This window comes from Streptococcus cristatus, from assembly GCF_001578775.1.
In the GTDB taxonomy this organism is placed as follows: domain Bacteria; phylum Bacillota; class Bacilli; order Lactobacillales; family Streptococcaceae; genus Streptococcus; species Streptococcus cristatus_A.
The window spans coordinates 737,914-751,250 of sequence record NZ_KQ969062.1; the positions used below are offsets into that span (position 1 = coordinate 737,914).

Sequence of the window (13,337 nt, forward strand, 5' to 3'; positions counted from 1 at the left end):
GTTAAAAGTCCGTCCCAAAGCCCTATTTTCAAAAGGAGGCTTTGTGTCTGTTCCGCCAGTGATTGCGGCGAAGGTGACAGGCGTTCCAGTCTTTATCCATGAGTCTGATTTGTCGCTTGGTTTGGCCAATAAAATCGGTTATAAATGCGCGACAAAGATGTTCACGACTTTTGAGCAAGCTGAAGGTCTGAGCAAAGCTGAACATGTTGGAGCGGTGACCAAGATTGCTGCCCTTCCTCAAACAGAACCAGCTGAGATTGAAAAAATAAAGGCTCATTTCACAGAAGGAAAACCTACCTTGCTCTTTGTCGGTGGCTCAGGAGGCGCTAAAATTTTCAATGATTTTATTACAAAAAATAAGGATCGCTTGATTGAAAAGTATAATATTATCAATCTGACAGGCGATGCTAGTTTGGATGAGCTTTCTCACCGTATCTACCGGGTGTCCTATGTGACAGAACTGTATCAGCCACTAATGGCTATGGCAGATGTCGTCGTGACAAGAGGTGGTTCCAATACCATCTTTGAATTACTTGCTATGAAGAAGTTGCAAGTGATTGTACCTTTGGGGCTTGGGGCAAGTCGAGGAGATCAGATTGAAAATGCCAATTACTTCTTGGAAAAAGGCTATGCTCTTAAAATCAATGAAGAAAACTTGAATCGGGTCAATCTCCAAGTAGCAGTGGACGATTTATTAAGAGAAAAGGATGCTTACTATCAACGAATGGAAGAAGCGCCTGAATTAACATCAGTAGATGAATTTTATGAAATTTTAAAGCAAGATATTAACAAAGGGAAAAAATGAAAAAAAGTAAGGAAGACAAGCAAGAAACGGCTCAACTTTCTCTTTCTGAATGGCAAGTCAGAAACAAAGAGTATCTTGAGAAAAAAGCTCAAGAAAAGGCAAAAAAGCAAGCTGAGTTAGAGAAAAAAAGAGCTGAACTAGAGCAGAAAAAAGAAGAAATGAAGGTGGAACTGGAAAATCAGGAGCCTTCTAACGAAGAAGATGCAGTCTCCGAAGAAATTGACACAGATTCTCCTACAAGTGAGGAAGAAGATGAAGCCGAAGCTCAGGATCAAGAGCAAGATGAAGAAGAAGTAGAGCAGGTTGAGCTTCCAAAAGTTCCAATTGAGAAAATTCACTGGTATCGAGCTTTGCCAGTTTTAGTGACAAGTTCTCTAATCTTTTTAGCTTCTCTTTATTTCCTCACGCCACTTGCAACTATGAAGACCATTGAATTTACTGGAAACAAGGTTGTGAGTCAGGAGGAGCTAAGAAGCAGTAGCAAAATCGATCAGCGCGATTATACTGTTACTGTTTACAAAAATCGCCATCATTACGAGCAAAATCTGAAAGCTTCTAGCCCATGGATTGAAAATGTAGAGATGACCTATCAATTTCCGCTGACTTTCAAAATCGATGTTCAGGAATATGGCATTTTAGGTTATTTGCAGAAAGATTCTAAGTATTATCCTATTTTAACCAGTGGAGAATACGTAAAAAATGAGGTTGCGGCTGATGCTTTGCCGGAAGAGCGGATGGATGTGACCTTTTCGGATGCAGGCTTGATCAAGGAATTCGTTCAACAACTGAAGAATGTTCCCGATTCAGTCAAAAAGAGCATTAGAAAAGTTGATTTAACTCCTAGCAAGGTGACAGAGGATTTAGTGACTATTACCATGTCTGATGAACACCAAATTTTAGTTCCTATTTCTCATATTGCTAAGAAACTTCCTTACTATGAAGGAATTCATCCTCAGTTGGAAGTGCCAAGTGTGGTTGATATGGAGGCCGGTATTTTTAGCTACGCGCAAGGCACAGAAAATGAAGCTATCCATGAAGCTAGCAACGATGCGCAAGATACAGAATCTTCAACTCAACATGCAGAGCAATCTACCGAGCATTCTGCTCAATCTCAGGCAGAAAAGCCAGAGATTTCTGAAAATAACTAATTATTATAGATAAAAAACTGCGCCAATTTCATATTTTTATGATATAATAAAGTTTGGATAACCCTATTTTCTAGAGTTATTTGTATTAGAATGGAAACGTGGAAGACAGAGAGGACTGATGTAATGGCTAGAGATGGCTTTTTTACTGGATTAGATATAGGAAGTAGCACAATTAAAGTGTTGGTGGCAGAGCACATCAATGGTGAAATGAATGTTATTGGAGTCAGCAATGCAAAGAGTGCTGGCGTTAAAGATGGGATTATTGTCGATATTGAAGCAGCAGCAGCGGCTATTAAGTCAGCAATTTCTCAAGCAGAGGAAAAAGCGGGGATTTCAATTGGACTAGTGAATGTTGGCTTGCCTGCAAATTTACTGCAAATTGAGCCAACTCAAGGAATGATTCCTGTGACTAGTGACTCCAAAGAAATTACCGATGAAGATGTCGAGAGCGTGGTAAGATCTGCCTTGACCAAGAGCATGACTCCTGACCGTGAAGTAATTACCTTCATCCCAGAAGAGTTTGTTGTTGATGGCTTCCAAGGGATCCGTGATCCTCGTGGTATGATGGGGATTCGCCTAGAAATGCGCGGCCTACTCTACACTGGTCCTCGTACAATCCTGCATAATCTCCGTAAAACAGTAGAGCGTGCAGGAGTGAAATTGGAGAATATTATCATTTCTCCTTTAGCGATGACAAAATCCATCTTGAACGAAGGAGAACGGGAGTTTGGTGCGACAGTCATTGATATGGGGGGCGGACAAACTACAGTTGCTTCTGTAAAAAATCAAGAATTACAATTTACCAATATCTATCAAGAAGGCGGCGACTATGTCACAAAAGACATTTCAAAAGTCTTGAAAACTTCTCAGAAATTAGCGGAAAGCTTGAAATTTAACTATGGTGTAGCTTATGTACCATTTGCAGGCACAGAATCTTTCCCAGTTGAAGTCATCGGGGAAGTTAATCCGGTTGAAATAACAGAAACCTATCTAGCTGAAATCATCTCTGCTCGTATCAAACATGTTTTTGAACAAATCAAGCAAGACTTAGATAGAAGACACGTGTTAGATCTTCCTGGGGGTATCGTCATCGTTGGTGGTGGAGCGATCTTGCCTGGCGTTGTAGAATTAGCTCAGGAAGTATTTGGCGTTCACGCTAAATTATATGTACCAAATCAAATCGGTATCCGTAATCCAGCTTTTGCTCACGTGATTAGTCTTTCAGAGTATGCTGGCAATCTGACCGAAGTGGATCGAATTGCACAAGCTGCTGTTCGTGGAGACGAGCAGTTGCGTCATCAAGCAACTAGCTTTGAACGTCCAAGTCATAGAGTACCTCGCTTTGATCATCAGCCGGTTGAACCGGTTCAACCAGTTCAAGAGGTGGAACCAGAAATTGCACCTATTAGAAATGAAGTACCACAAGAGGAACCAAAAGCTAGTCTTACAGATAAGATGCGCAATTTAATTGGTAATATGTTTGAGTAAGGAGAATAAATAGATTATGACATTTTCATTTGATGCGGCTGCTGCACAAGGCGCAGTCATTAAAGTAATTGGTGTCGGCGGTGGCGGCGGAAACGCTATTAACCGAATGATCGATGAAGGTCTTGCTGGCGTAGAATTTATCGCAGCAAATACAGATGTGCAAGCACTTAGCAGTGCAAAAGCAGAAACAGTTATCCAGCTTGGTCCTAAGTTGACTCGTGGTCTGGGTGCTGGAGGTCAACCTGAGGTTGGTCGTAAAGCAGCTGAAGAAAGCGAAGAAGTTTTGACAGAAGCCCTTCAAGGAGCAGACATGGTCTTTATCACTGCTGGTATGGGTGGTGGCTCTGGTACAGGTGCTGCACCAGTTATTGCTCGCATTGCTAAATCAGTAGGCGCCTTAACTGTAGCAGTTGTGACACGTCCATTTGGCTTTGAAGGAAGCAAACGTGGTAATTTTGCCGTTGAAGGAATCAATGAACTGCGTGAACATGTAGATACTCTTTTGATCATTTCAAACAACAACCTTTTGGAAATTGTTGACAAGAAAACTCCGCTTCTCGAAGCCTTGAGTGAAGCTGATAACGTATTGCGCCAAGGGGTTCAGGGTATTACTGATTTGATTACTAGCCCTGGCTTGATCAACCTTGACTTTGCAGACGTGAAGACTGTTATGGAAAACAAAGGTAATGCTTTGATGGGTATCGGTATCGGAAGCGGTGAAGAACGTGTTATCGAAGCAGCTCGCAAAGCTATCTACTCTCCACTTCTTGAGACAACTATTGACGGTGCAGAAGACGTGATCGTCAACGTTACTGGTGGCCTAGATATGACCTTGATCGAAGCAGAAGAAGCTTCTGAAATCGTTAATCAGGCAGCTGGTCATGGTGTCAACATCTGGCTTGGTACTTCTATTGATGAGTCTATGAAGGATGAAATCCGTGTGACTGTTGTTGCAACAGGTGTTAAAGAAGATAAGGTTGATAAGGTAAGTGGATTGCAAGGCGTTAAACCTGCGAACCGAGCTAATCAAGTACGCTCAACACAATCATCTGCTCATTATGATCGAAACTTCGATATGGCAGAAACAAGAGAAATGCCAGCTCCTTCCCATCGCTCAACTGTAGAAACTTCTAGAGCTTCAGCCTTTGGAGATTGGGATTTACGTCGTGAATCAATCGTTCGTCAAGCAGAACCAGTGCCTTCTAGCCGTGTAGAGCGCTTTACAGATATTAAGGAAGAAGATGACGAACTTGAAACACCGCCATTCTTTAGAAATCGCTAATTAAATGGATTTTCAAGCAAATAAAGATTTAATTTTTCAAAATGTTGCTCAAATAGTTGAAAAAGAAAATCGATTGAAGGACTCCGTAAACATTATTGCGGTTACCAAATATGTTGACTGTGGGACAGCGAAAAAACTCGTGGATACAGGAATCAAACATATTGGAGAAAATCGAGTAGATAAGTTTCTTGAAAAATATCATGTTTTAAAGGAAGAAAACCTTACCTGGCATTTGATTGGTAGTTTGCAGAGAAGAAAAGTGAAAGATGTGATTAACCATGTTGATTATTTCCATGCTTTAGACTCTGTCAAATTGGCTCAAGAAATCAACAAGCGAGCAGATCATGTGATTAATTGTTTCTTGCAAGTGAATATTTCAAAAGAAGAAAGCAAGCACGGTTTTTTAGTTGAAGAACTAGATAGTGTTTTACCAGAGCTTGCAGCCTTAGAAAACATTTGCATTGTTGGCCTGATGACCATGGCTCCACTCGAAGCTGATCATCAAGAACTGAATCAGATTTTTTCAGAGGCACATCAGCTTCAACAAAACTTACAAAGCAAACAGTTAAAAAACATGCCCTTTTCTGATTTGAGTATGGGAATGAGCCGTGATTATCCAGAAGCGATTGCCAACGGCTCAACCTATGTCAGAATCGGAACAGCATTTTTTAAATAGGAAAGAACTATGTCATTTAAAGATAAATTTGATAAATTTATAGAATACTTTACAGAAGATGGGGAGAAGTCTGACTTACCAGTACAGCCTTCAGATGAATCTGATTCTGTTTTGAAGCCTGCAGAGATCGAGCCAGTTCCGGCTGCATCGGCAAAGGAAAACGCACGTACTCGTTCAGCTTCTTCACAAGTCCAACAAAAGCCTACAACGGAAAATATTACTAGATTGCATGCTCGCCAACAAGAACTGGCTCAGCATCGAGTGAAATCTAGTGAGAAGGTTACGATTGATGTTCGCTATCCGAAAAAATATGAGGAAGCGACAGAGGTTGTTGATTTACTTGTGGCGAATGAGAGTATCTTAATTGATTTTCAATATATGACAGAGGTACAAGCAAGACGTTGCTTGGATTATCTTGATGGGGCACGCTATGTTTTGGCTGGGAACTTGAGAAAAGTTGCTAGTACCATGTACTTGCTCACTCCAATCAATGTTGTCGTCAATGTAGAAGATATTCGCCTTCCAAACGATGTGGATCTGAGTGAATACGATTTTGATATGAAACGCAGCAGATAATTAATGATTTACTTTATTTTAAAGTTAGTTTCTAATCTAATTGATCTTTACTCCCTTCTCGTCTTCGTCTATGCACTCTTGTCTTGGTTCCCTGGAGCTTACCAAACAGCCCTAGGAAGGCTTGTCGGTTCTCTGGTTGAACCATTTTTGCGTTTGTTCCGCAGGTTGCCTTTGCAGTTTGGTAGATTAGACTTTACTGTTCTGGCAGCACTTTTTGCCTTGAGAGTGCTTGATACTTTATTTCTACACTTCCTCGCTTCCTTGTTATTGCTATGGTAAACAATATCTATCAGCATTTTTCTCAGGATGATCAAGATTTTCTGGATAAAAGCATGGAATTGCTTCAAAGAGTAGAAAATCAATATAGCTATGAGACGACTGCTTTTTTGAATCCTCATCAGGTCAATATTCTCAAAAATTTGAGTAAGCAATATGATGTGCAGGTATTTGCTAGTTCAGATTATTTTCCAAGTGAGTTTGCTAAAGTGTTGATTGCACCTAGCTATTATCAATTAGAACTCGAAGATTTTGATGTGGTCTTGCTAGAGATTACCTATGCAAGTAAGTTCTACAAGGTAACTCATTCACAAATTATGGGAACTCTTTTGCATCAGCTAGGGATTGAGAGGCGGACGTTTGGCGATATTATCGTTGTGGATGACCGTGCACAAGTATTTGTGGATAGAAGATTAGAAGAATATTTCATTACGAATGTTTCTAAAATAGCTAAAGTTCCAGTTCGGCTAAGAAGAGTTGATTTCAAAGATCAGTTACAAGACGCACTGGTGACTAAAACAACAGATGTTTTGGTCTCTAGTCTCAGATTGGATAAGCTGGTAGCCACAGTCTTTAAGTTATCACGTAGTCAAGCTGTGGAACTAATCATGGGGAAGCAGGTAAAGCAGAACTACAGAGCCATTGATAATCCTAGCCAACAGCTCTCTCTGGGGGATTTGATTAGCGTTAGGAAATATGGAAGATTTAAGATATTAACAGAAAATGGTTTTTCCAAAAACGGGAAGCATAAACTAACAGTTGAATTATTACCTAGTAAATAAGGAGGAAACATGGCACTAACATCATTAGATATTAGAGATAAAGGTTTTTCAACCAGATTTAGAGGGTACGATATTGATGAAGTTGAAGAATTTCTTGATATCATTGTCAATGATTATGAGGAATTAATCCGTGAGAATCGTGAGAAAGAAGCAAAAATCCGTAATCTTGAAGAACGCTTAATTTATTTTGATGAAATGAAAGACTCGCTCAGCCAATCTGTTTTGATTGCACAAGATACAGCAGAGCGGGTCAAACAGGCAGCACAAGAACGTTCAGGAAATATTGTGCAGCAAGCAGAGCAAGATGCGCAACGTTTATTAGATAGGGCCAAGTATAAGGCAAATGATATTCTTCGTCAGGCTACAGATAACGCCAAAAGAGTAGCTGTTGAGACAGAAGAATTGAAAAATAAAACGCGTGTCTTCCATCAGCGTCTCAAATCGACAATTGAAAGTCAACTAAGTATTGTTGACTCTCCAGATTGGGAAGATATCCTTCGCCCAACTGCTGCCTATCTCCAAACCAGTGATGAAGCTTTTAAAGAAGTGGTTGAAGAAGCGCTTGGAGAAAAAGTCGAGCTAGAGGAAGAAGTAGATGTTACGCGCCAATTCTCACCTGAAGAATTAGCTGAATTGCAAGAACGAATTGAGCAAGCAAATCGAGATTTGGCAGAAACACAGACTCTTCAGACTATAGATGAAGAGCTGATCCAAGCACAACAGAAAGAAATTTTAGAATCTGGAGAACTTTCAGATTTAGATGAAGATTCTAAAGTTCAAGTGGATCTTTTATAAGTGCAGAAACACAAGGCAAATAAAATATTTTCAGCGAGCAGGTGGTGGTGAAAGACCTGTAATCCCTTTTGTTTGACTTATCATTCTGCTTCATCGTTTCTGAATCGAGTAAGAAACGACGTCCGCCTACGTTACGGGCTAAGAGGGACAGGCTTTTTCCTGTCTAAACAAAGGTGGTACCACGAATTTTCGTCCTTTCGGAGAAGTTTGTGGTTTTTTATTTTGAAAATTATGATGGAATAAGGAGACTAAATGAAACTCAAAGAAACCCTGAATCTTGGGAAAACTGCATTTCCAATGCGTGCTGGACTTCCTACTAAAGAACCAATCTGGCAAAAAGAATGGGATGAAGCTAAACTTTACCAACGTCGTCAAGAATTGAACCAAGGAAAACCGCATTTCACCTTGCATGATGGACCTCCATATGCAAACGGAAATATCCACGTTGGACACGCGATGAACAAGATTTCTAAAGATATTATTGTTCGTTCAAAATCGATGTCAGGATTTTATGCGCCTTACATCCCAGGTTGGGATACTCATGGTCTCCCAATCGAGCAAGTCTTGGCAAAACAAGGTGTTAAACGCAAAGAAATGGATTTGGTTGAGTACTTGAAACTTTGCCGTGAGTACGCTCTTTCTCAAGTTGATAAACAACGTGAAGACTTTAAACGTTTGGGTGTTTCTGGTGACTGGGAAAATCCTTATGTGACCTTGACTCCAGACTATGAAGCAGCTCAAATCCGCGTCTTCGGTGAAATGGCTAAGAAAGGCTATATCTACCGTGGTGCCAAGCCAGTCTACTGGTCATGGTCTTCTGAGTCAGCCCTGGCTGAAGCGGAAATTGAGTACCATGATTTGCTTTCAACTTCCCTTTACTATGCTAACCGCGTCAAAGACGGAAAAGGTGTGCTAGATACGGATACCTATATCGTTGTATGGACAACCACGCCATTTACCATCACAGCTTCTCGTGGATTGACAGTTGGAGCAGATATTGATTACGTTTTGGTCCAACCTTCTGGTGAAGCTCGTAAGTTTGTGGTTGCTGCAGAGTTGTTGACTAGTTTGTCTGAGAAATTTGGTTGGGCTGATGTTCAAGTCTTAGCGACTTACCGTGGTCAAGAATTGAACCACATCGTGACAGTCCACCCTTGGGATACGGCTGTAGATGAGCTGGTGATCCTTGGCGACCACGTTACGACTGACTCTGGTACAGGTATCGTCCATACAGCGCCTGGTTTTGGTGAGGATGACTACAATGTCGGTGTTGCTAATGGACTAGAAGTTGCTGTAACTGTAAACGAACGCGGGATTATGATGGAAAATGCTGGTCCTGACTTTGCAGGTCAATTTTATGACAAGGTGGTTCCAACTGTTATCGAAAAACTTGGTAACCTCCTTCTTGCCCAAGAAGAAATCTCTCACTCATATCCATTTGACTGGCGTACGAAAAAACCAATCATCTGGCGTGCAGTGCCACAGTGGTTCGCCTCTGTATCTAAATTCCGCCAAGAAATCTTGGATGAAATTGAAAAAGTGAAATTTCACTCAGAATGGGGGAAAGTGCGTCTTTACAACATGATTCGTGACCGTGGCGACTGGGTTATCTCTCGTCAACGTGCCTGGGGAGTTCCGCTTCCTATCTTCTACGCAGAAGACGGCACACCAATCATGACAGCTGATACCATCGAACATGTGGCTCAACTCTTTGAAGAGCACGGCTCTATTGTCTGGTGGGAACGTGATGCCAAAGATCTCTTGCCAGAAGGATTTACGCATCCAGGTTCACCAAATGGCGAGTTCAAGAAAGAAACAGACATCATGGACGTTTGGTTTGACTCAGGTTCATCATGGAATGGAGTGGTGGTCAACCGTCCAGAACTCAAATACCCAGCAGACCTTTATCTTGAAGGTTCTGACCAGTACCGCGGTTGGTTCAACTCATCACTTATCACATCTGTTGCCAACCATGGCGTTGCTCCTTACAAACAAATCTTATCACAAGGATTTGCCCTTGATGGTAAAGGTGAGAAGATGTCTAAATCTCTTGGAAATACCATTGCTCCAAGCGATGTTGAAAAACAATTTGGTGCGGAAATCTTGCGTCTCTGGGTAACAAGTGTTGATTCAAGCAACGACGTGCGTATCTCTATGGATATCTTGAGCCAAGTCTCTGAAACCTACCGTAAGATCCGTAACACTCTTCGTTTCTTGATTGCTAACACTTCTGACTTTAACCCAGCGCAGGATGCAGTCGTTTACGATGAGCTTCGTTCCGTTGATAAGTACATGACCATCCGCTTTAACCAGCTTGTCAAGACTATTCGTGATGCTTATGCAAACTTTGAATTCTTGACAATCTACAAGGCCTTGGTGAACTTTATCAACGTTGACTTGTCAGCCTTCTACCTTGACTTCGCTAAAGACGTTGTCTACATCGAAGGTGCCAAATCACTTGAGCGCCGTCAAATGCAGACTGTCTTCTATGACATTCTTGTCAAAATCACGAAACTCTTGACACCAATTCTGCCTCACACAGCGGAAGAAATCTGGTCTTATCTAGAGCATGAAGCAGAAGACTTCGTTCAATTATCAGAACTACCAGAAGCTCAAACATTTGCTAACCAAGAAGAAATCTTGGATACCTGGGCAGCCTTTATGGACTTCCGTGGACAGGCTCAAAAAGCCTTGGAAGAAGTCCGTAATGCCAAAGTGATCGGTAAATCACTTGAAGCACACTTGACAGTTTATCCAAATGAAGTAGTGAAAACTCTCCTTGGAGCAGTGGATAGCAATGTAGCTCAACTTTTGATCGTGTCAGAATTGACCATCGAAGAAGGTGCAGCTCCAGAAGGCGCAGTTAGCTTTGAGGATGTTGCCTTTACAGTTGAACGCGCTGCAGGTGAAGTATGTGACCGTTGCCGTCGTATCGACCCAACTACTGCTGAACGTAGCTACCATGCAGTCATCTGTGACCACTGTGCAAGCATCGTAGAAGAAAACTTTGTAGACGCAGTCGCAGAAGGATTTGAAGAAAAATAATCCAGTCTAACATGAATAGGTTTGACTGATGGTTAGTAGAAGAAGTCCTGTCTCAACTGAGGCGGGCTTTTTTACTTGAGAACAAAGGAATTCAGCTTCCTTGTGAAAGCTGAAAAAATAAGTTCAAACTCTTGACAGGCTAGTATAAGTTATTTATGATAGTAGTAAAGATTAGAAGGAATGAGGAAAGATAATGACCCATCCAGTTTTTGGAGTTCATGAGGAAAATGTTGAGTATGTGACGCGCTATGGAGTTTACGCAGTGATTCCGGATGAAAAGAAAGAAAATATTATTTTGGTACAGGCACCTAATGGTGCGTGGTTTCTTCCTGGAGGACAAATGGAAGAAGGAGAGAACCAGCTGGCTACTCTTGAGCGGGAATTGCTGGAAGAGCTTGGCTTTAGCATACAAGTAGGAGATTACTTTGGTCAGGCGGACGAGTATTTTTATTCTCGCCATCGGGACACGCATTTCTATAATCCTGCCTATATTTACGAAGCCCTTTCTTATCAAGAAGTGGAGAAGCCACTGGAAGACTTTAATAATCTAGCATGGTTTCCTGTCGAACTTGCAATAGAAAAATTGAAACGTGGCAGCCATAAATGGGGAATTGAGCAGTGGAAGCGCAAATACCAGAATAACTAACCTGCTATATTTAAAATGATATAAATTACAGGCAATCGTTCACAATTCCCGAAAAACGTGTTATAATAATAGCGAGATTTAAGGTAGGAGGCAAATGAATGAAGCTTATAAATACGACAAATAGCCATGCAGAATTGGTGAAAAATCAATTGGAAAATACAGATGCAACGCTTGTAGAAATCTATTCTGCAGGCAATAGTGATGTTGTTTTCACAGAGTCCCCTAGCCATTACGAAATTCTCATTTCAAATAAGCATCGCGCAATCAGAGAGCAAGAAATTGAAAAAATTAGAGAATTCTTTTTGAAACGAAAAATTGACCAAAAGAATATTGACGCCTCTGCCATTCGGACGATCTATGCTAATAGTTTGATTGAGATTTCAATCCCGATTAAGGGCTAATATTTGCTTAAGATTTTAAACTTTTATAGCATTATCAATTGATCATCTGCTTCCTGATGGAAGTGATATCAAAAATCACTTGAAAAACTGTGCTTTTCAGCTCTTGCTTTCAGGTGATTTTTTATTTGTCTGATTTAGATTTTGATGGCGAGATCTTTTCTGACTAGCCAGATTCTTCGAACCTAATAATGTTTTCGTTTTTCTACTTGATTTTATAAAATCACCTTTATTTTAGGATAAATTATGGTAAAATAACTTGGAGGAGAGTAAAGATGTTTCATAAAAGTAAGTTAATGTTTTGGACCAGTGAAGTCTTGCTGCTGACGATTATCTTTTTCATCTGGCGCCAGATGGGAGATATGATTACGCCAGTGGTGAGCGTTATCAATACGATTTTAATTCCTTTTGTTATGGGAGGATTTCTCTACTATATTACAAATCCTCTGGTGACACTGCTCGAAAAAAGGTTGAAAATCAATCGAATTTTCGGGATTTTAATCACTCTTTTCCTACTCTTTGGCCTAGTGACAGTCGGAGTAATCTACCTTTTGCCAATTTTGATTAACCAGCTGTCCAGCTTGATCAATTCGACGCAAAATCTCTATTGGGAAATTCAGAGTTTTGTCAATCAATTATCCAAAAATCCTTTATTTAAGAGTTTAAATATTCAGTCTACTATCCAGCAACTCAACCTGTCCTATGTAGATATTCTGCAAAATATTCTAAATAGTGTTACCAATAGTCTGGGTAGCGTAGTGTCTGCTGTCATCAATACCCTCATGATTCTCATCATGACGCCGATTTTTTTGGTCTACTTCCTGATGGATGGGCACAAGCTCCTACCAATGTTGGAGCGGACCGTTCTCAAGCGCGATAAGCTCAATATATCTAGTCTTTTGACCAATCTCAATGCGACCGTTGCTCGTTATATCAGTGGTATTTCGATAGATGCCTTGCTGATTGGCACCTTAGCTTATATTGGTTACAGTGTCATTGGACTCAAGTATGCCTTAGTATTTGCTATTTTCTCGGCTTTAGCTAACTTGATCCCTTATGTGGGCCCTAGTATCGGCTTGATTCCCATGCTGATTACCTACTTTTTTACCGATCCTCATAAAATGCTGGCAGCCTTAATCTATATGTTGATTATCCAGCAGATTGATGGGAATATCCTCTATCCTCGTATTGTTGGGAGTGTTATGAAAGTGCATCCCATTACGATTATGGTTCTCTTGCTTCTGTCTAGTAATATCTATGGTATTATGGGCATGATTGTAGCGATTCCGACCTACTCTATCCTCAAGGAAATTGTGAAATTCCTCGCTAATCTTTATGATAACCACAAAGAAGCTCAGCAACAAAAGAAGAATGAAGAATTTGGTATTATAAAAAAATAGGAGAAAGCTCGCCTTTCTCT

12 protein-coding genes, 1 pseudogene and 1 other annotated feature are annotated in these 13,337 nt (G+C 40.7%); all 13 genes and pseudogenes read left to right on the forward strand.

Translation table 11 applies throughout. From position 1 onward, the window contains the following. On the forward strand, positions 1-805 hold an 805-nt coding region (locus tag SCRDD08_RS03725), incomplete at its 5' end, for a glycosyltransferase (protein ID WP_061423259.1). Next, positions 802-1,953, forward strand: a complete 1,152-nt coding sequence (locus SCRDD08_RS03730; protein WP_061422491.1) for a cell division protein FtsQ/DivIB — start codon at positions 802-804, stop codon at positions 1,951-1,953. The genes SCRDD08_RS03725 and SCRDD08_RS03730, both read left to right, overlap by 4 nt. A gap of 123 nt (positions 1,954-2,076) precedes the next feature. Beyond that, entirely contained in the window at positions 2,077-3,441 is a 1,365-nt protein-coding gene (gene ftsA, locus SCRDD08_RS03735; protein ID WP_061422492.1) for a cell division protein FtsA, read from the forward strand. A 16-nt stretch (positions 3,442-3,457) separates the two neighbouring features. After that, on the forward strand, positions 3,458-4,723 hold the full coding sequence (ftsZ, locus tag SCRDD08_RS03740; protein ID WP_061422493.1) for a cell division protein FtsZ: 1,266 nt from the start codon (positions 3,458-3,460) through the stop codon (positions 4,721-4,723). A gap of 4 nt (positions 4,724-4,727) precedes the next feature. Then, on the forward strand, positions 4,728-5,399 hold the full coding sequence (locus SCRDD08_RS03745) for a YggS family pyridoxal phosphate-dependent enzyme (RefSeq protein WP_061422494.1): 672 nt from the start codon (positions 4,728-4,730) through the stop codon (positions 5,397-5,399). A 207-nt stretch (positions 5,400-5,606) separates the two neighbouring features. Continuing rightward, positions 5,607-5,975, forward strand: a pseudogene (locus SCRDD08_RS03750) (cell division protein SepF); the annotation flags it as partial. Positions 5,976-5,978: 3 nt separating this feature from the next. After that, complete coding sequence (locus tag SCRDD08_RS03755) at positions 5,979-6,254, forward strand: YggT family protein (protein ID WP_061422496.1); 276 nt, start codon at positions 5,979-5,981, stop codon at positions 6,252-6,254. Further along, positions 6,248-7,033 (forward strand): YlmH family RNA-binding protein, encoded by a 786-nt coding sequence (locus tag SCRDD08_RS03760; protein WP_061422497.1) that lies wholly within the window; start codon positions 6,248-6,250, stop codon positions 7,031-7,033. Before SCRDD08_RS03755 ends, SCRDD08_RS03760 begins: the two co-directional genes overlap by 7 nt. 9 nt (positions 7,034-7,042) lie before the next feature. After that, positions 7,043-7,828 (forward strand): DivIVA domain-containing protein, encoded by a 786-nt coding sequence (locus SCRDD08_RS03765; RefSeq protein WP_061422498.1) that lies wholly within the window; start codon positions 7,043-7,045, stop codon positions 7,826-7,828. After that, positions 7,825-8,028: a binding site (T-box leader), on the forward strand. (Overlaps the previous gene by 4 nt.) A gap of 52 nt (positions 8,029-8,080) precedes the next feature. Then, positions 8,081-10,873 carry an isoleucine--tRNA ligase gene (ileS, locus tag SCRDD08_RS03770; RefSeq protein WP_061422499.1) on the forward strand — a complete coding sequence of 931 codons (2,793 nt, stop codon included), beginning with the start codon at positions 8,081-8,083 and terminating at the stop codon, positions 10,871-10,873. A gap of 193 nt (positions 10,874-11,066) precedes the next feature. Continuing rightward, the gene (locus tag SCRDD08_RS03775; RefSeq protein WP_061422500.1) at positions 11,067-11,519 is read left to right on the forward strand and encodes an NUDIX domain-containing protein; all 453 of its coding nucleotides are present in this window, start codon (positions 11,067-11,069) and stop codon (positions 11,517-11,519) included. Positions 11,520-11,617: 98 nt separating this feature from the next. Further along, positions 11,618-11,920 carry a DUF1827 family protein gene (locus tag SCRDD08_RS03780; protein WP_061422501.1) on the forward strand — a complete coding sequence of 101 codons (303 nt, stop codon included), beginning with the start codon at positions 11,618-11,620 and terminating at the stop codon, positions 11,918-11,920. A 272-nt stretch (positions 11,921-12,192) separates the two neighbouring features. Further along, positions 12,193-13,317 carry an AI-2E family transporter gene (locus SCRDD08_RS03785; RefSeq protein WP_061422502.1) on the forward strand — a complete coding sequence of 375 codons (1,125 nt, stop codon included), beginning with the start codon at positions 12,193-12,195 and terminating at the stop codon, positions 13,315-13,317. Positions 13,318-13,337: the final 20 nt, after the last annotated feature.